The organism is Streptomyces sp. NPDC059897 (assembly GCF_042730865.1).
GTDB lineage: Bacteria > Actinomycetota > Actinomycetes > Streptomycetales > Streptomycetaceae > Streptomyces.
Genome location: NZ_JBHWKQ010000002.1, coordinates 26216 through 43455 on the forward strand (window position 1 = coordinate 26216; position 17240 = coordinate 43455).

At 72.3% G+C, this 17240-nt stretch carries 16 protein-coding genes; 2 read left to right on the forward strand and 14 right to left on the reverse strand.

All coding sequences use genetic code 11. The features are described 5' to 3' along the window. Nucleotides 1-140 precede the first annotated feature (140 nt). Nucleotides 141-1046, forward strand: a complete 906-nt coding sequence (locus tag ACFV9W_RS02785) for an alpha/beta fold hydrolase (protein WP_385754951.1) — start codon at nt 141-143, stop codon at nt 1044-1046. Between the two features lie 12 nt (nt 1047-1058). Here the strand turns inward: ACFV9W_RS02785 and ACFV9W_RS02790 are convergent, their stop codons facing one another. Further along, the gene (locus tag ACFV9W_RS02790; RefSeq protein WP_385754953.1) at nt 1059-1874 is read right to left on the reverse strand and encodes a MarR family transcriptional regulator; all 816 of its coding nucleotides are present in this window, start codon (nt 1872-1874) and stop codon (nt 1059-1061) included. Between the two features lie 81 nt (nt 1875-1955). Further along, on the reverse strand, nt 1956-3386 hold the full coding sequence (locus ACFV9W_RS02795) for a DEAD/DEAH box helicase (protein WP_385754955.1): 1431 nt from the start codon (nt 3384-3386) through the stop codon (nt 1956-1958). 341 nt (nt 3387-3727) lie between these two features. Between ACFV9W_RS02795 and ACFV9W_RS02800 the strand changes: the two genes are divergently transcribed. Then, nucleotides 3728-4366 carry a phosphatase PAP2 family protein gene (locus tag ACFV9W_RS02800; RefSeq protein WP_385754957.1) on the forward strand — a complete coding sequence of 213 codons (639 nt, stop codon included), beginning with the start codon at nt 3728-3730 and terminating at the stop codon, nt 4364-4366. 2 nt (nt 4367-4368) lie between these two features. Here ACFV9W_RS02800 and ACFV9W_RS02805 read toward each other — a convergent pair whose 3' ends face one another. Genes ACFV9W_RS02805 through ACFV9W_RS02860 form a run of 12 tightly spaced genes read right to left on the reverse strand, consistent with a single transcriptional unit; the run spans nt 4369 to nt 17239 of the window. Continuing rightward, the gene (locus tag ACFV9W_RS02805; protein WP_385754959.1) at nt 4369-5730 is read right to left on the reverse strand and encodes a glutamate-1-semialdehyde 2,1-aminomutase; all 1362 of its coding nucleotides are present in this window, start codon (nt 5728-5730) and stop codon (nt 4369-4371) included. Nucleotides 5731-5737: 7 nt separating this feature from the next. After that, nucleotides 5738-6289, reverse strand: a complete 552-nt coding sequence (gene rfbC, locus ACFV9W_RS02810) for a dTDP-4-dehydrorhamnose 3,5-epimerase (protein ID WP_385754961.1) — start codon at nt 6287-6289, stop codon at nt 5738-5740. After that, nucleotides 6286-7497, reverse strand: a complete 1212-nt coding sequence (locus tag ACFV9W_RS02815) for a polysaccharide pyruvyl transferase family protein (protein ID WP_385754963.1) — start codon at nt 7495-7497, stop codon at nt 6286-6288. Before ACFV9W_RS02815 ends, rfbC begins: the two co-directional genes overlap by 4 nt. After that, nucleotides 7494-8441, reverse strand: a complete 948-nt coding sequence (locus ACFV9W_RS02820; RefSeq protein WP_385754965.1) for a glycosyltransferase family 2 protein — start codon at nt 8439-8441, stop codon at nt 7494-7496. Before ACFV9W_RS02820 ends, ACFV9W_RS02815 begins: the two co-directional genes overlap by 4 nt. After that, entirely contained in the window at nt 8438-9727 is a 1290-nt protein-coding gene (locus ACFV9W_RS02825; RefSeq protein WP_385754967.1) for a hypothetical protein, read from the reverse strand. The genes ACFV9W_RS02820 and ACFV9W_RS02825 overlap by 4 nt, the downstream gene beginning before the upstream one ends. Next, nucleotides 9724-10977 carry a DUF4910 domain-containing protein gene (locus ACFV9W_RS02830; RefSeq protein WP_385755504.1) on the reverse strand — a complete coding sequence of 418 codons (1254 nt, stop codon included), beginning with the start codon at nt 10975-10977 and terminating at the stop codon, nt 9724-9726. The genes ACFV9W_RS02825 and ACFV9W_RS02830 overlap by 4 nt, the downstream gene beginning before the upstream one ends. Before the next feature lie 32 nt (nt 10978-11009). After that, the gene (locus tag ACFV9W_RS02835; RefSeq protein WP_385754968.1) at nt 11010-12035 is read right to left on the reverse strand and encodes an NAD-dependent epimerase/dehydratase family protein; all 1026 of its coding nucleotides are present in this window, start codon (nt 12033-12035) and stop codon (nt 11010-11012) included. A gap of 3 nt (nt 12036-12038) precedes the next feature. Then, nucleotides 12039-12716 (reverse strand): PIG-L deacetylase family protein, encoded by a 678-nt coding sequence (locus ACFV9W_RS02840; RefSeq protein ID WP_385754970.1) that lies wholly within the window; start codon nt 12714-12716, stop codon nt 12039-12041. Next, nucleotides 12713-13507, reverse strand: a complete 795-nt coding sequence (locus ACFV9W_RS02845; protein ID WP_385754972.1) for a glucose-1-phosphate cytidylyltransferase — start codon at nt 13505-13507, stop codon at nt 12713-12715. Before ACFV9W_RS02845 ends, ACFV9W_RS02840 begins: the two co-directional genes overlap by 4 nt. Further along, the gene (locus ACFV9W_RS02850; protein WP_385754974.1) at nt 13504-14769 is read right to left on the reverse strand and encodes a class I SAM-dependent methyltransferase; all 1266 of its coding nucleotides are present in this window, start codon (nt 14767-14769) and stop codon (nt 13504-13506) included. Before ACFV9W_RS02850 ends, ACFV9W_RS02845 begins: the two co-directional genes overlap by 4 nt. Continuing rightward, nucleotides 14766-16001: a glycosyltransferase family 4 protein gene (locus ACFV9W_RS02855; RefSeq protein WP_385754975.1), complete on the reverse strand. Its 1236-nt coding sequence runs from the start codon at nt 15999-16001 to the stop codon at nt 14766-14768. Before ACFV9W_RS02855 ends, ACFV9W_RS02850 begins: the two co-directional genes overlap by 4 nt. 2 nt (nt 16002-16003) lie before the next feature. Further along, nucleotides 16004-17239 carry an O-antigen ligase domain-containing protein gene (locus tag ACFV9W_RS02860; RefSeq protein ID WP_385754977.1) on the reverse strand — a complete coding sequence of 412 codons (1236 nt, stop codon included), beginning with the start codon at nt 17237-17239 and terminating at the stop codon, nt 16004-16006. Nucleotide 17240 lies beyond the last annotated feature (1 nt).

The window sequence follows — 17240 nt, forward strand, 5'->3', positions numbered from 1 at the left end:
GTGCCCCGCGTTCAGGACCCGTCCTCGAACCCTCGTCCGGTCGTCGACCGGAGCCGCGCCCTCCACTGATCCATTACCCCATCAGCCGAGGTTCGTTGGGCTTGGTGACCGTCCCCCTTGCTTCTAGGAGTCACCTGCTCATGCCTGAGGAATTCGTGCGTCGGCTGCATTACAAAGGGTTCGCCTATGAGTGCCGTGTCGTCGAGAACCCTGAACCCCGGACCGAGCCCATCGTGCTGCTGGGCGGCTCCTTCCAGGACATGTACGCCTTCCGTCGGCTGGAGAAGCCATGGACGGAGGTGGCGACGGTCATCACCGTCGACCTGCCCGGGTCGGGCAAGGCGGACGACCTGTCGGCGGAGTACGGCTTCGACTTCCTCGCCGAGGTGCTGGGCGATCTGCTCGGGCAGCTGGAGCTGGACACCGTCAATCTGTTCGCCGCCTCCTACGGTGTTCCCATCGCGTACCGGCTCGTCCAGAAGCGTCCTGAGCGCGTCAAGCGGCTGATGCTCGCCGGGGCTTCCATGGAGTACCCGGCGGAGTGCCGGACCGCGCTGCGGGCCATGGTCGACAGCCTCGCCGCCGGTGACGTGTCCAGCGCCTACGGCCGGGTGACGGTGGATGCGCTCATGGCGCACCCGGACCGGCCCGTCCGCAAGCGCGCCGTGACCGCCCGGCTGCTGGCGTGCACGATGAGCGCCATCACCGACGCCGATGTGCCCCGGCACCTGGCCATCCTGGAGCGGGTCCTGGCCACGCCCGGCCTGCCGCCCGGCGGGATCCGGGACGTGCCGGCCCTGTGCTTCACCGGCGAGTACGACGAGTTCTCCACCCCCGACCGGGTACGGGAAGTTGCCGCAACGATTCAGCAGGGACAGTTCGCCCTGATCCGTGAGGCCGACCATCTGCCCAACCTCGAACGCGGCAAGGAGTTCTCCCGGCTCATCGCTGACTACTTCACCGACCAGCCGATCGAGACGCTCGACTTCCTGACCGAGGTCGAACGTCCGGCTCTGGAGCGGGTGCCGGTCGGCGCCGCGTCGTAGTGCGCCTCCCCGTCACCGGGACCCCGCGGCCACCAGCGTCTCGGTGATGGGTTCGAGCTCCGCGACCAGTTCGTCGAGCTCGGCGGGTGAGAGGGCTTCGTAGGGTGGGGCGGCGAGTTCGTCGGTCAGGGCTTCGATGTGGCGCTTGGTTTCGCGGCCGGACTCGGTGAACCGCCCCTCGGCGTCGACGAGTCCGCGCTCGCGCAGGCCGTTCATGACCGCGGTCAGGCGTTTCTTCGGCAGATGCTGGATGCGGCCGAAGGACTCCGGCGGGTGGATGCCCATGTCCAGGGCGGAGAGTACGTGGGCCTCCGTGCCGCCGATGCGCGCCCCGACGAGTGCGGCGATGTGCCCGTCGGCGCGGTGCTCGCGCAGCATCGTCGCGGAGTGCCACAGCCGGGCGACGGGGTCGCTCGACACCGCGAGGCTGCGCATCCCGGCGTACATCACGCGGCCTGCCGTGGGCGCGCTCGTCGCCGCCTTGGTGGTCAGGTCCGCCGCGCGCGCCACGGCCGCCCCCGCGCCGAGGATCCGCCGCAGGGAGGCCGCGCTCCCCCGTTCCCGCGCGGCGAGCGACGCCTCGGGCGGGATCTTCTCCCACGCGCTGGGGATGTGGCGCGCGGCCTCCCCCTCGGCGAAGCTGTAGAAGGCCGCGTCCACGACCTGCGCCGGCACCCGCCCGAGCGGCGCCACGCGACTGGCGAAGTAGCCGTCCCAGTAGGTGCGGTGACCGAGCGCGGCCAGCTCCTCGGTGCACTCGTCCGCGAAGAACGTGACCAGGCAGATCGGTTCCAGGAGCTCGAACATCCGACGAGCGGTGTGCGTCATGGCCTCCATCATGCCCGCGCCCACTGACACCGCGGCGGAACCCTCACGGCGTCAGGATCGTCTCCACCGGCCCGCCGGTTCTCAGCCCCCGCGCCGCACCCGCGCCGCCTTGCGCGCCTCTGCGAGCTTGCGGGCCTCGTTGGTCTTGCGGGAGCCACGGCCGCCCGAGCCGGAGCCGGAACCCGTCCCCGTACCGGAGCCGCCCTTGGGGTTCTTGGTGCTGCCGAGGCCGCGGAACGGGGTGTTCTGGTTCTTGGGGCGCTGGGCGGGGCCGCCGTCCAGGGGCTTGCCCGAGGGGGCCTTGGCGCCGGTGATGCGGCTCAGTTCCGCCTCGCCGGAGCGCACCTTGGTGACCTTCGCGGTGACGTCGGCGTCCGCCATCACCTGGCTCGTCTCGCGGCGCTGGCCCGACAGGACGAGGGAGACGACGGTGCCGGAGCGTCCCGCGCGGGCGGTGCGGCCCGCGCGGTGCAGGTAGTCCTTGGGGTCGGTCGCCGGGTCGACGTTGACCACGAGGTCGAGGTCCTCGACGTGCAGGCCGCGGGCGGCGACGTTCGTCGCCACCAGCGCGGTGATCTCGCCGTCCTTGAACTGGGCCAGGGTCCGGGTGCGCTGCGGCTGGGCCTTGCCGCTGTGCAGCGCGGCGGCGGCCACGCCGCTGGCCCGCAGGTGCCGGGTGAGCTGGTCGACGCCGTGCTTGGTGTCGAGGAAGAGCAGGACGCGGCCGTCGCGGGCGGCGATCTCCGTGGCGACGGACCAGCGGTCGGGGCCGTGCACGACGAGGACGTGGTGCTCGATGGTGGAGACGGCGCTCGAGGAGGGGTCCACGGAGTGCTCGGCGGGGTCGCGCAGATAGCGCTGCACCAGCTGGTCGACGTCGCCGTCGAGGGTGGCGGAGAACAGCATCCGCTGGCCGTCGGGTCGCACCTGGTCGAGGGCCTCGGTGACCTGTGGCAGGAAGCCCATGTCGCACATCTGGTCGGCCTCGTCGAGGACCGTGATGCGCACCCGTCCCAGGCGGCAGCCCTTGCGGTCGATGAGGTCGTGCAGCCGACCCGGGGTGGCGATGACGACCTCGGCGCCGTCGCGCAGGGCGGCGGACTGGCGGCTGATGGACACGCCGCCCACCACGGTCGCGAGCCGCAGCCGCAGCGCCTCGGCGTACGGGGTGAGCGCCTCGGTCACCTGCTGCGCCAGCTCGCGGGTGGGGACCAGCACGAGGGCGAGGGGCTCCTTGGGCTGTGCGCGCCGCCCGGCCGTCCGGGCGAGCAGTCCGAGGCCGAATGCAAGGGTCTTCCCGGAGCCGGTGCGGCCCCGGCCGAGGACATCGCGGCCCGCCAGCGCGTTCGGCAGCGCCGCCGCCTGGATGGGGAAGGGCTTCGTCACGCCGTGCTCGGCGAGCGTGCGCAGCACCGCGGCCGGCAGGTCGAGGTCCGCGAAGGACGTCACGGGGGCGGTGCCCGGCGCGTCGTCCTGCTGCCCGGCGTCGTCGGCACGTGCTGATTCGCTCACGAAGAGCCTTCCTGCGAAGGGTGGGACCGTACCGAGGAAGGCGCGGCGGGGACGCGGCGGCCGGCCGGCGGCACCCGTCGGGGCCCCGGCACAGCTGCGCTGCAAACGCTCAACGCTAGCACGGGGCCCCGCCCTCCCTTCACTCCTCACTCTGGGGCCCCTCCCCCGCCCGGCTTCAACACCGCTGTCTACTTGCGGAGTTGAAGCGGCGGCGGGTCCACGGGCCGGTTAGGGTCGTCGAAAGGTGGGTGGGACACGACGGGGGGATCGCGTTGGATCACCTGACTGAAGCGGGGCCTGAGCGCGGCCGTCACGAAAACGCCGTTTCCGGGCCTCCTCCGGTGCTGCCCGGCGCGCTGCGCGCCTGGCTCGGGTGCCTCGCGGCGCTCTCCGCGCTCGTCGTCGCCACGGTGGGCGTCATGTACGCCGGGCACAGAGAGTCCGGCCGGGTGGACCGGTGGTTCGTGCTGCCGACGGACGACAGTGTGCGGCCGCCGTGGCGGGGTGTCGCGCTGACCGTCGACTTCCTCGGGGAACCCGTGGGCGCCGTGGTGCTGGTGGCGGCCGCCGTGGCGTGGTGTCTGCTGCTGCGCCGTCCGCGCGCGGCGGTCCTCGTGGTCGCCTCGGTCGTCCTGACCGTGGGGGCGGGGACGCTCGTCAAGCCGCTGGTGGGACGCACCATCCACGGGCCGGACAACCTGTCGTACCCGAGCGGGCACACCGCCTTCCTCACCGCGTTCGCCCTCGCGGTGGCGCTGGTCGCGGTCGGGCAGCTCGGGCTCGGCCGGGCGGCCGGTGTCTCGCTCGTGTTCGGCGCGGGCCTGGCCGCGGGCGCCGTCATGGGCTGGGCGCAGGTCGCCCTGAGCGCGCACTATCCGACGGACACGGTCGGCGGCTGGTGCCTCGCCCTCGCCGTGGTGCCCGCCACCGCGTGGCTGGTCGACCGGGTCGCGGACGCCGGCCGACCAGCTCGCCGTTGACCTCAGGCCAGGCGGCGGAACACCGGCTTGACCGGCCGTCCCGCCACCCACGGCGTGGGGTCACCGGCGTCGAGCGCCTTGCGGTACACCGCGCACGCATCGGCCACCACGTCGATCGTGCGGTCGATGTCGGCGTCGGCGAGCGCGCTGCTCACCACGAACGACGGGGCGAGGACGCCGCCCAGGAGGAGCCTGCGGAGGAACAGGGTGCGGTACAGCTGCGAGGGCTGACCGTTCTCGTCGAGGGTCGCGAAGACGAGGTTGCTGGCCCGGCCCTTGACGAGGACGTTCTCGCCGACGCCCATGCTCGACGCGGCCTCGCGCACCCCTGCGGCGAGGCGTTCGCCGAGGGTGTGCAGGCGCGCGCTGATGCCCTCCTCCACGTAGGTGCTCTGGACGGCTATCGCCGCCGCCAGGCAGTGGGTCTCCGCGCCGTGGGTCGTGGAGAGCAGGAAGACGCGCTCGCCGCGGTGGCGCAGTCCGCCGTGTTCCATCAGCTCGCGGCGCCCGGCGAGCGCCGAGACGGCGAAGCCGTTGCCGAGCGCCTTGCCGAACGTGGAGAGGTCGGGCACGACCCCGTACAGGCCCTGGGCGCCCGCCTCCGACCAGCGCAGACCGGTGATCATCTCGTCGAAGATCAGTACGCAGCCGTGCCGGTCGGCGAGGTCCCGCAGCCCTTCGAGGTAGCCGGGCGGCGGTTCCCGGTGGGCGGCGGGCTCCAGGATCAGGCACGCGACGTCGTCCGCGTACCGGGTGAGGAGCGCTTCCGTGGCGGCGAGGTCCCCGTAGGGGAAGGACACCGTGAGGTCGGTGGTCGCCGTGGGGATGCCCGCCGACATGGGTGTGGTGCCGATGAACCAGTCGTCCGTGGAGAAGAACGGGTGGTCGGCGCAGATGGCGACCCGGCTGCGCCCCGTGACGGCGCGTGCCAGGCGCACCGCGGCGGTGGTGACGTCGGAGCCGTTCTTCGCGAACTTCACCATGTCGGCGGTCGGCACTGTGGCGAGGAACCGTTCGGCGGCCTGGACCTCCATGATGGACGGCCGTACGAAGTTGCTGCCGCGGTCGATCTCCCTGCGGACCGCCTCGTTCACGCGCGGGTGGGCGTGTCCGAGGCTGACCGAGCGGAGCCCCGAGCCGTATTCGATGTAGCGGTTGCCGTCGATGTCCCACACATGGGCGCCGCGTCCGTGGCTGATGACCGGGGCGAGGTGTTCGGGGTACTGGTCGTCGCCCTTGGCGTAGGTGTGCGCGCCGCCGGGGATCATGGCGTGCAGCCGGTCGTTGGCCGACCGCGACCGGGGCAGTTGGAACTCTTCGGTGTCTGTCATGTCGACCGTGTCCGTCGTGTCGTCGATGGGCATGTCGGCCTCAATTCGCCTTCTGCTTCAGGACCTCGGCGAGGCTTGGCGCCTCCCGGTCACGCTGGGACATCAAGGTGACCGGCAGCGGCCACGGAATGGCGAGCTCCGGGTCGTCGAACGCGATCGTCACGTCCTCGGTCGGGTCGTGCGGGCGGTCGATGCGGTACGAGGTGTCGGCGGTCTCGGTCAGCGCCTGGAAACCGTGCGCGCACCCCGCCGGGATGTAGAGGGTCACCTGCGTGTCGCCGGACAGTTCGAACGTGGCGCGGTTGCGGTACGTCGCGGAGTCCGGCCGCAGGTCCACGACGACGTCGAAGATCTTCCCGTACGAGCAGCGCACCAGTTTGGCCTCGCCGTTGCCGGAGCGCAGGTGCATGCCGCGCAGCACGCCGCGGACCGAGCGGGAGACGCTGTCCTGGACGAAGGCGTGCGGGTCGAGGCCGACCGAGCGGAGCACGTCGGCGTCGAAGGTGCGGCAGAAGAAGCCGCGTTCGTCGGCGTGCGGCGTGGGTTCGAGCAGGAACGCCCCGGCGATCTCCGGGACTTCGGTCAGTTTCATCGATTCCCCCGGGGTGTACGGGTCCGGCCGGTGGCCGGGAACAGGGTGTCGGTCAACGCGTTGAACTGGTGGGTGAGGTGCTGTGCGGCGGCCTTGTTCCGCTCCACGAGGGTCTGGCGGAGCTCCGCCGAGCGCTTCTCCAGGTCCCGGAACTGTTCGAGGAGCCGGTCGGCGTCGACCTCGCGCGCCGGGTGGCAGTACGTCCCGAGGCCCATCCGCTCCATGAGCGCTTCGCTCTTGGCCGCGTAGGTGAGGGCGAGGGTGGGTGTGCCGGACTTCAGGGCGCAGATCAGGTTGTGGTAGCGGGTGGCGACCACGGTGTCGGCGGCCGCGGTCTCCTTCATCAGGTCGGTGAGGGAGGCCGGTTCGGCGGCGGTGACCAGCGGAGAGTCGACCGCGTCGAGGATCGCTTCGACGACCGTCGTGTCGCAGTCGTCGCCGGTGAGCAGCCGGACCCGCCTGCCGTCCTCGACGAGCGTGCGGACGAACCGGGTCGTTCCGTCGAGATAGCGGCGGTGGATCTCCTCGGCCCTCGCACGGTCGTCGTTGCCGCCGTGGAAGTCCATGACGCCGACGCAGACCGTGCCCTCGGCCGCCGTCGCCGCGGGCACCGGCAGGGCGAACGCCAGGTCCGGGTAGACCGCGTCGCGCGACGTGTTCACGCCCATCGCCCGCATCGCGTCGCGGGACTGGGCGTCGCGGTACGAGCGGTAGGCGGCGAGCCGCGCCGACCAGCGGACCAGGACCCGGGTCGGCCGGACCCGGATATCGCCGGCGCCGACACCGACCAGCGCGACCTTCGTGCCGAGCAGCCGACCGCTCGCACAGAGCAGGAACAGGGAGTACGGGAATCCCCAGGGCCGCAGCGGCAGGGTGGCCTCCAGGACGCCCATGCCGGGCACGATCACCACGTCGTGCCGGCGCACCCAGGCGGCGGTGCGCACGACGTCGACGAGTTTGCCGAGGCCCTTGGTCGCGAGGGCGCCCGCGCGCGACGCGGTGCGGTACTCGCCGCGGTTCCAGTGCAGCCGCGTCGCGGGGATCCCGTAGCGGGCGGTGACGATGTCGGGGCCGCCGCACAGCGCGTCCACGGGTGCGTCCGGGTGCTCGGTGCGGAGGTAGCCGAGGACGGCCTCCAGGGAGCCGTCGTTGCCGAGGTTGCCGGAGCCGAGCAGGCCGAACACCCCGACACGTGGCCCGGCGGTCATGGGCGCCGCCCCTCGCGGCCCGCGACGAGCTCGTCGAGGGAGACGTCGAGCTGCGCCGGGTCGACCGGCGCCCGGTCCTCGACCCGCTCCCCCGCGCCCGGCCGGGCGCGGCTGGTCGCCCAGGCGGCCAAGTGCCGGTAGCACGCGGCCCGTTCGGCCGAGGACAGCGGGGCCCGGCGGATCGCCGAGACGAACCCCAGGACGTACTCGGCGAGCAGCCGGGGCGTCGGGTGCAGCACCCCCGCCCTGCGCGGGTCGAGGTTGACGCAGCGGGAGCGCTTGGACGGATTGGCGCGCTCGGCGCGGGTGGGGTGGTCGCGGCGGAAGTAGAGCAGCTCCGGCACCTGGTGGAAGGGGCCGTGCAGGCCGATCTCGGCGACGAACGTGCGGTCGGCGTGGTGGTAGCTGTCGTGCGGCTTCACCTTGCGCAGCACGTCGGCGCGGATCACGCCGTAGAAGTCGTCGCCACCGGGCTCGAACAGCATGCTGCGGAAGCGCTCGGGCGCGCGCGGCGAGTCGGTGTTGAGGGTGTACGCGTAGGGGACCTTGACCTTGCCGTCCTCGTCGATGACGGCCTGGTCGGCGTGGGCGAGGATCACCTCGGGGTGCTCGTCGAGCGCGAGGACGCAGCGGCGCAGCAGGTCGCGGGCGTACAGGTCGTCGTGGGACGCCCACTTGAACAGCTCGCCGCGGCACTGGGTGAACACGTAGTTGTGGTTCGGGGCGGCGCCGATGTTGCGGGGCAGCCGGATGTAGCGGATGCGCTCGTCACGTCCCGCGTAGTCGCGGCAGATGGCCTCGGTGCCGTCGGTCGAGGCGTTGTCGGTGATGACCAGCTCGAAGTCCTCGTAGGTCTGGCCGAGCAGCGCGTCGAGGGACTCGGCGAGGTACTCCTCGCCGTTGTAGACGGGCAGGCCGATGCTCAGTCGGGGGTGGGCGCTCATGTGGTCCTCGCTTCGGGGGTGGGGTTGTGGTGGTGCTCGCGCAGCGCGTACCTCAGGTGCAGCCACCACACGGCGGAGCCGGTGACGGTCGCGGCGGCGACGCCCCAGGCGGAGCCGACCACGCCGCCGGCGGCCGCGCCGCCGAGTCCGCCGCCGACGTAGCAGGCGGAGGCGAACAGTTGGGAGCGCAGGCTGAGCCGGGCCGCGCCGAGCGCGCGCAGCCCGGCGGCGGCGCCGGTGCCGAGGCCCGCGCCTGCGACGCCGAGGGTGACCGGCACGATGAGCTGCGCGGCGGCGCTCCACACGTCGCCGAGCACCAGCTCGCCGGCCCGGTCCGGGATCAGGAGCAGCGCCCCGCCCCACAGCAGCGCGGCGACGGCCTGTCCGCCGCCGAGCAGGAGGCAGAACCTGCCGAGGCGGTGCGGGGCCCGCCGCCGCACTCGGGCCGCCTCGGCGACGGTGACCAGCGAGAGCCCCATCAGGACGGCCATGAACGGGCCGAGCAGCAGCTCGGCGCCGCGCACCACGCCGACCGCGCCGACGCCGACGATCACGCCGAGCCCGTAGGCGCGCAGTTGGCTGCCGCCGCTGTTGCTGACGTTCTCGACGAGGTAGCGGGTGCCGAGGTCGCGGTGCTCGCGCAGCCACGCGCGCGCTCCGGTGAGCCGGGGCCGGATGCCGGACTGGAAGCAGCCGTACACGGCGGCGACCGCGGCGGATCCGCCCCAGGCGAGCACGAAGGCGGGCACGCCGCCGACGCGGGCCGCCACCACCAGGGCGGGGACCAGGGCGACGCACCACACGATGTCGTTGACGAACGCCTTGCGCCCGGCGCCCGCCGCGAAGAACGCGAACCGCCAGGAGTCCTGCAGCAGGAGCCCCGGCAGGACGATGCCGAGGCAGGCGAAGGCGGGCCCGATGCTGCCGCCGATCGCGAGGCCGAGCACCAGGGACGCCGCGCCGAGGGCGACGCCGACGCCGAGCGCGGTGCCCGAGCAGCGGGCCACCGCCCGTCGCCAGGTCGCCTCCGGCACCGCGCTGAAGCGGACCATGAGCGGGTCGGTGGCCAGGCCCCGGGAGACGTTGAGCACCACGCCGTACGTCACCCAGGCCAGGCTGAACACGCCGAACGCGGTCACGCCGAGGGAGCGCGCCACGTAGATGCCCACCGCGAAGTTGGACACGCTGGAGGCCGCCTGGTCGGCGAGGCCCCAGGACAGCCGGCCGGCGAGGGCGCGCCTGGCGGATGTCTTCGTCTTCTCCCCCTCGGTGGTCGTCGACGTCATGCCTTGACCAGCCCCGCGGCGCCCAGTGCGTCGGCCGCGTCGGCGACGGTCCCGAACGGCAGCCCGGACCGCTCGGCGATGTCGAGCAGGCTGTGCTCGCCGTCGGACAGGTTGAGCACCCAGAGCATCGCCATCTGGGCCTGTTTGGTGTCACTGCGCCCGCCGAGCGCGTCGTACAGCCCGCGCCGACCCAACTGCGGTTCCCCGTAGGGGCTTTGGTTGAGGTAGCGCCGGTTGCGGTCCAGGACGGCGAACGCCTCGCTGCACACGGCGAGGGTGTCCGCCATCGCCTCCGGGGAGACGAAGTCCAGGTCGTCCGCCGAGGTGTGGTACTCGGGGTATCCGGCGTACGGGGTGCGGGTCAGCGAGCCCACGCCGAGGTCGAATCCGGGCGAGCAGTACTGCCGCTCGTCGTATCCGTACGGCGTGAACTCCTTGACCTGGTGCGGCCGTTCGGAGGAGGACAGCACATGCTGCAGCACCCGGTCGATCTCGGCGTCCCCGCGCCTGCTCCGCTTGTACGTGAGGTCGCCCCGGTCGCCCGCGCACGCCAGCACGAGGCCGTGCTTGACGTGGTCGATCCGCTGCTTGTTGCGGGCGAGCCAGGTGATCGCGCCGACGGTGCCGGGCGCGAAGATGAACCGGTAGGTGTAGTACGGCGTGTGCTCGGCCAGCGCGCGGGCCAGGTACGTGGCCACCGCGATGCCCGCGAGGTTGTCGTTGGCGAGCGACGGGTGGCACACGTGACAGGAGACGATCACCTCGTCGGGCACCTGACCGGGCACCACGTGCTCGGCGTAGGTGAGGTGGCCGTCCTCCAGGGTGGAGTCCACGCACACCTCGTACTCGCCCTCGGGCAGCGCGTCCAGGGTGTTCTGGGCCAGGCAGAACCCCCAGTCCGGCTTGTAGTAACTGGTGCGGTACGGCACCAGGTCCGGCTGGTCGGGGAGGGTGTGCAGGTGGGGGCGCAGCTCGGACAGCGGCATCGTCGCCGACACCGGGACGCTGTAGCCGAGGACGTGCAGGCTGGACGCCGCGAAGTCGACGACCCGCTTGCCGGACGCGTCGGCGATGTACGCGTCGCGGATGTTCCACTCCTGCGGCACCGTCCAGTCGAGGACCTGGGTGCCGGTGGGCACCTCGTGCACGTCGAGCGGGATGTGCTCCCCGACGACGGCGAGGGTGGCGCGCACCCCGTCGCCGGTGATGCTCCGGCAGAGCGGGTACATCCGCTCCACCAGTTCGTGCATCTTCTCGCCGACGTCCTGTGTCGACCGCGCGGTCACGGGCGCCACCGCAGGGTGTCGTCGACGGAGCCGGCCTCGGACGCCGCGCGCAGTACGGCGAGGCGGGTGAAGCGGTTGTCGAAGGCGTCCTTAGTGAGGCCGAACTTCCGGTAAGCATCGGCGAGTTCGAGCGCACCCCGCTTGACCGTCCACTCGCAGTCGAAGCCGGGGATCGCGGAGCGGAAGCGGGCGAAGTCCACGCGGTAGGAGCGCGGGTCGGCGCCGGACTCCCCGGTGATCCGCACCTTCGCGCCCTCCACTGCCTCGGCGACCTGCTCGGCGATCTCGGCGACGGTGACGTTGTTGACCTCGCTGCCGATGTTGAACGCCCGGTCGTGGACGGCCTCGCGGGGCGCGTCCAGCGCGGCCGTGAAGGCACGGGCGATGTCCGCGGCGTGCACCAGCGGACGCCACGGGGTGCCGTCGGAGAGGACCAGCACCTCGCCGGACAGCAGCGCGTGGCCCACGAGGTTGTTCAGCACGATGTCGGCGCGCAGCCGGGGCGAGTAGCCGAAGGCGGTGGCGTTGCGCATGTAGACAGGCGTGAAGTCGTCGTCGGCGAGCGCGTGCAGGTCGTCCTCAACGCGCACCTTGGACTCGGCGTAGGGCGTGACGGGGCGCAACGGGGCGTCCTCGCCCACGAGTTCGTCGCCGCCCGCAGCGCCGTACACCGAGCACGTCGAGGCGTAGAGGAAGCGCTTGACGCCGGCCTCGCGGGCGAGACGGGCCAGGTGGACGGAGGCGTGGTGGTTGATGTCGTACGTGAGCTGTGGTGCAAGCGAGCCGAGCGGGTCGTTGGAGAGCGCGGCGAGGTGGATCACGGCGTCCACACCCGCCACGTGCTCGGCGGTGACGTCGCGGAGGTCCGCCCGGTGGCCCTGCGGGTCGTCGGGGGTCGGGCCGAGGACGCAGTCGGCGAACAGGCCGGAGTCGAGGCCGACGACGTCGTGTCCCGCGGCCTTGAGGACCGGGGCCATCACGGTGCCCAGGTAGCCCTGGTGTCCGGTCAGTAGTACGCGCAAGGTTCAATCCCCCTGAGTGGAGCTGCCCGGGGCGCAAGTGCCCAGGTCGAGCGTGAGTTTGGTGACGGCGAACGCCTCTGCGTAGCGTTCGTGGCATTCGATGCCGCGGATCCGGGCGAGGCCGAGGAAGGCCTCGCGGTCGTACCAGGGGCGGTGGCGCTGCGAGCCGTAGTGCTCCTGGAGCAGCCGCACCTTGTCCTCGGCGGTCTCGGGTGCGAGCGGCTGGTAGGCGGACATCCGGCCGAGGTCGCCGTCCCATTTGACGATCTCGTAGCCGAGCACGAGGTGGTCGCGGAAGGCGGTCGGGATCAGCTGGGCGAGGCCGCGGTGGTCCTGGTGGGCGTCGTCGGCGCGCGGGGCGATGACGAGGTCCGGGTCGGACTGCAGGCGCAACTCCTCGACGGCGGACTTGGCCTCCTCCCAGTGCGCGGGCAGCCGCCCGTCGGGCAGCTTGTGCACGGTCAGGCGCAGGTCGGCGCCCGGGCAGAAGGCGGCGAGCGCGGCCCGCTCCTCCTGCTCGCGCTCGGTGCCGCCGCCGGTCAGGACCAGTGCGTCTACGCGCAGGCCCGGCCGGGCCCGGCACAGCGTGAGCAGCGTGCCGCCCGCGCCGATGGCGATGTCGTCGCAGTGCGCGCCCACGGCGACGATCCGGTCCGGGCGGCCGGCCGCGAGCCGGATCACGCGCCCACCCCCACGCCGTCCCGCTCCCACACGGCCCACGGGCGGTCGCCGCGCGCGTAGCCGGCGTCGAGCGCGGCGCGCTCCTTGACGGTGTCGGTGGGCTTCCAGAAGCCGCGGTGCTGGTGGGCCACGAGGCGGCCCTCCTTGGCGAGTCCCGCGCAGCCGTCGGCGACCAGGTCGCCGCCCTCGGGTATGTGGTCGAAGACCTCCTGGCGGAGCACGAAGTAGCCGCCGTTCTCCCACAGCGGCATGTCGCTGACCGCGGTGATGCCGCCGACGAGGCCGTCCTCGCCGAGGTCCACGCAGTGGAACGAGGACTGCGGCGGCACGACCATCATCGACGCGCCCGCGTCGCGCGCGGCGAACCGGTCGACCATCTCGTCGAGCGGGGCGTCGGTGAGCACGTCGGCGTAGTTGGCGAGGAACATCTCGTCGCCGCCGAGGTGGTGGCGCACCCGGCGCAGCCGCTCGCCGATCGGGGACTCGATGCCGGTCTGCGCGAACGTGATCGTCCAGTCGGCTATGTCGTTGGACAGCAGCTCGGCGCGGCCGCCCCGGAGCACGAAGTCGTTGGACGTCGTCTCCTCGTAGTTGAGGAAGAAGTTCTTGATGTGGTGCGCCCCGTAGCCGAGGCAGAGGATGAACTCCTTGTGCCCGTAGTGCGCGTAGTAGCGCATGACGTGCCAGATCAGCGGGCGGGGGCCGACCATCGCCATGGGCTTGGGCACGTCGTCCGCGGCGCCGCTGCGCATCCGCATCCCGTAGCCGCCGCAGAACAGAACGACCTTCATGACGTCTCCTCGACAACGCTCGGTGCGACAACGCTGGGTTCGACAACGCTCAGTTCCGGGATGGGGAAGACGAGGCGGCCGCCCCACTCGTGCACGAACGCGAGCTGTTCGGTCAGCTCGGTGCGCAGGTTCCACGGCAGGATCAGGACGTAGTCCGGCTTGTCCTCGGCGATCCGCTCGGGCGGCAGGATCGGGATGCGGGTGCCCGGGGTGTACCGGCCGTGCTTGTAGGGGTTGCGGTCGACCGTGTAGGCGAGCAGGTCGGGGCGGATGCCGCAGTGGTTGAGCAGCGTGTTGCCCTTGCCGGGGGCGCCGTAGCCGACGACCGTCCTGCCCTCCTCGGCCGCTGTGATCAGGAACGTGAGGAGGTCGCGGCGGACCTTGGCGACCCGGGCGGAGAACTCCGTGTACCCGGACAGCTCCTGGAGGCCTGCCGCCTTCTCGCGCGCGAGCACGTCGGCGACGCGCTGCGAGGGCTCCCCCGCCACCTCGGCGGGCCGCGCCCACAGCCGGATCGAGCCGCCGTGGGTGGGCAGCAGCTCGACGTCCACGAGGGCGAGTCCGCCGCTGGCGAGCGCGCGGATCGCGGAGGCGACCGTGTAGTACTGGAAGTGCTCGTGGTAGATCGTGTCGTACTGGTTCTCCTCGATCAGGGTCAGCAGGTGCTGCACCTCGATGGAGACCCAGCCGTCGTCCGCGACCAGGGCGCGCAGGCCCTGGGTGAAGCCGACGACGTCGGGGATGTGCGCGTACACATTGTTCGCCGCGACCAGGTTCGCCGGGCCGTGCTCGGCGCGGACGGCGGCGCCGGTGTCGGGCGAGAGGAACTCGGTGAGCGTGGGCACGCCCGCCTCGCGCGCCGCGGCGCCCACGTTGACCGACGGCTCGATGCCCAGGCAGCGGATCCCCCGGTCCACCACGTGCTTGAGCAGATAGCCGTCGTTGCTCGCGACCTCGACCACGAAGGCGTCGGCGCCGAGGCCCGCGCGCTCGACGGCATCGGCGACGTAGGTCCGCGCGTGCTCCACCCAGGACGTCGAGAACGACGAGAAGTACGCGTACTCCTTGAACGTGTCCTCCGGCGTGATCAGCGGCGGGATCTGCGCCAGCCAGCAGTCGGTGCACACCCTCAGGTGCAGCGGGAACGCGGGCTCGGGCGCGTCCAGTTGGTCCGCGGCGAGGAAGCTCTCGCACGGCGGTGTCGCCCCCAGATCGACGACGCTCGCCAGCGTCGCCGAGCCACAGAGTCGGCACTGTGTCATTTACTGCCCCCCATTGATTCCGTCCCCCGTGTGTTTCCTTGTTCCGACCGGCCCGCGATCGCGGAGCGGTACTCCTCTTCCAGGCGCGCGAGCCCGACGGCCGGGCTGAAGCCCTGCTCGTAGCGGCGGCGGGCCGCGCGGCCCATGTCCCGGTTGGCGGCCGGTTCGGCCGTGATCCGGCGCAGACAGGACGCGAGCGAGGTGCGCTCGCCCGGGCGGTGCAGCAGCCCGGTCTCCCCGTCCTCGACCAGCTCGACGAAGGCTCCGTGGCCCGAGGCGACGGCCGGGACCCCCGCCGCCATCGCCTCCGCGACCACCAGGCCGAACGTCTCCGGGGCCAGCGACGGCGCCACCACGGCGACCGACCGGGCGACGGCCTTGCGGACCTCGTCCGGGTCGAGCAGGCCGACGTAGCGCACGTCGTCCCGGCCCTCGGCCCAGGCGCGCACCTCGGACTCCAGCGGCCCCGCGCCGGCCAGCACGAGCGGCACACCGACCCCGCCCTCGGCGGCGACGATGTCCCAGGCGGCCATCAGCACCCGTACGCCCTTGGCCTCGGCGAGGCGGCCGAGGAACAGCAGCTGCTCGCCGTCGCCCTCGCGGCCGACCCCCGGGTCGGGCACGAAGTTGTGCTTCACCGTGAGCAGTTCGGCCGGCAGTCCGGAGCGCACCAGGACGTCGCGCTGCGCCCCGGAGATGCAGAAGAACCGCTCGACGCCCGACCACCACCGCCGCCGGTTGACCGTCAGGTTGACCGCCATCGGCACCGTCGCGAGCCGGGAGCCCCGGTAGCAGCCGTGCCGTACTGCGGGCAGCGGCAGCCTCCTGCCGACGCACTCGGTGCACAGCCGGCCGTCCCGCTGCAGCGTGCCCGGCGGGCACACCTGGTAGTAGTTGTGCAGCGTGGTGACGACGGGCACCCCGGCGTCCGCGCAGGCGGCGAGGACCGAGGGCGACAGCAGCGGGAAGACGTTGTGCACGTGCACCACGTCGGGCCGGTCGGCCAGGAGCCGGGCGGTCAACTCCTTGCGGACCGCCGGGTTCCACGGCACGAGCAGCGGCACCGCGGCCTTGCCCAGCAGCGAGCGGCCCGCGATGTCGTCGCTGCGCCGCTCGAACATCTCCACCCGGTGGCCCGCCGCGCGCAGCAGCGCGGCCTCCTCCGCGACGACCCGGTTCTCGCCGCTCGGCTGTCCCGAGGAGTAGTAGTTGTGCACCACGAGAATGTGCATGGTCAGCTCACCTCCCGTTCCCGGGCCCAGCGCGGGATACGGCGTCGGGGCACCGAGGGCGCCGGGAACGGTGTGGTCTCGGCGGGCATCGCCAGGAGCGAGGCGGCCAGGGCCAGATGCAGCAGATACGGCGAGGCGTCGCCGAGGCCCGCCTCGGTGTACGACGACAGCACGACGTAGGTGATCAGGAAGATCGCGCAGGCCCGCTGGAGCGACGGCGGCCGCAGCAGGGCGACGCCGCCGAGGACGAGGAGGGCGGACGCGACGAGGGTGACCCCGATCAGGCCCTGTTCGTTGTAGACGGCCAGCCAGCTGTTGTCGATCGGCAGGCCGCCGAACGACTTGTCGCCCAGGCCGGTGCCGAGGAACTGCTCGGCGGTGGTCCGGGGCGCCGCGAGGAGCGCGTCCCAGACCTTGGCCCGGCCGGTGAGGCTGGTGAAGTACTCCTTGTTCTGGCCGCGCAGGAACCAGGCCTGGACGGCGGAGGCGAAGCCCACCCCGGCGACCGTCACCACCAGCACCGACCATCCGAAGAAGCGGCGGGCGGCGGCGCTGGTCAGCAGGAGCGAGCAGATCGCCAGCGCGAGCCCGGCGAGCAGCCCGACCGTGGCCGTGCGGGTGTGGGTGAGGGCGAGCAGCACGAGGCACGGGACGATGACCACCACCGCGCTCGTCCGGTCGATCCGGCGGCCGATCAGGAGCAGCACGGTCAGACCGATGATCACGGCCGTGTACTGGCCGATCTGCGGCGGGGTGAGCGGCCACAGCGCGCCGACGAGCCGCCCGCCGTACAGCTCGGGCATGGCGGCGCCCGGGGAGATGGCCAGGCCCGCGACCACCGTCACCAGGATCCCGAAGTACATCCGGATGTGGTAGCGGACGAAGGTCAGGCTGCCGTCCCACCAGCAGCTCAGCAGCCACAGGGTGCCGATGAACAGTGCGAGGCGGGCGCAGCGGAACAGGCCGCCGGGGCCGACCCCCAGGCTGGAGATCAGGCTGGGCACGAGCAGCAGGGTCAGCAGGAAGACGAAGGCGCTGGGCCTGATCCGCAGCCGGGTGTTGAGCGCGAGCGCCAGGGCGAAGGCGACGCCTAGCGAGCCCATCGTGACCAGTTGGATGACGGAGCGCGGCAGCGGGAAGATGGTCTTCGCTCCGGCGGAGCCCATCGTGTTGATGCCGAGCAGCAGCCAGACGATGCCGACGGCCTTCGGCGGGGCGAGCCTGTCCCGGATCTCCATG

What these genes read in the sequence shown, in the direction of transcription:
- ACFV9W_RS02785 (WP_385754951.1), top strand. Translation starts at nt 141, where the DNA reads ATGCCTGAGGAATTCGTGCGTCGGCTGCATTACAAAGGGTTCGCCTAT.
- ACFV9W_RS02790 (WP_385754953.1), bottom strand. Translation starts at nt 1,874, where the DNA reads ATGACGCACACCGCTCGTCGGATGTTCGAGCTCCTGGAACCGATCTGC.
- ACFV9W_RS02805 (WP_385754959.1), bottom strand. Translation starts at nt 5,730, where the DNA reads ATGCCCATCGACGACACGACGGACACGGTCGACATGACAGACACCGAA.
- rfbC (WP_385754961.1), bottom strand. Translation starts at nt 6,289, where the DNA reads ATGAAACTGACCGAAGTCCCGGAGATCGCCGGGGCGTTCCTGCTCGAA.
- ACFV9W_RS02815 (WP_385754963.1), bottom strand. Translation starts at nt 7,497, where the DNA reads ATGACCGCCGGGCCACGTGTCGGGGTGTTCGGCCTGCTCGGCTCCGGC.
- ACFV9W_RS02820 (WP_385754965.1), bottom strand. Translation starts at nt 8,441, where the DNA reads ATGAGCGCCCACCCCCGACTGAGCATCGGCCTGCCCGTCTACAACGGC.
- ACFV9W_RS02825 (WP_385754967.1), bottom strand. Translation starts at nt 9,727, where the DNA reads ATGACGTCGACGACCACCGAGGGGGAGAAGACGAAGACATCCGCCAGG.
- ACFV9W_RS02830 (WP_385755504.1), bottom strand. Translation starts at nt 10,977, where the DNA reads ATGCACGAACTGGTGGAGCGGATGTACCCGCTCTGCCGGAGCATCACC.
- ACFV9W_RS02845 (WP_385754972.1), bottom strand. Translation starts at nt 13,507, where the DNA reads ATGAAGGTCGTTCTGTTCTGCGGCGGCTACGGGATGCGGATGCGCAGC.
- ACFV9W_RS02850 (WP_385754974.1), bottom strand. Translation starts at nt 14,769, where the DNA reads ATGACACAGTGCCGACTCTGTGGCTCGGCGACGCTGGCGAGCGTCGTC.
- ACFV9W_RS02855 (WP_385754975.1), bottom strand. Translation starts at nt 16,001, where the DNA reads ATGCACATTCTCGTGGTGCACAACTACTACTCCTCGGGACAGCCGAGC.
- ACFV9W_RS02860 (WP_385754977.1), bottom strand. Translation starts at nt 17,239, where the DNA reads ATGGAGATCCGGGACAGGCTCGCCCCGCCGAAGGCCGTCGGCATCGTC.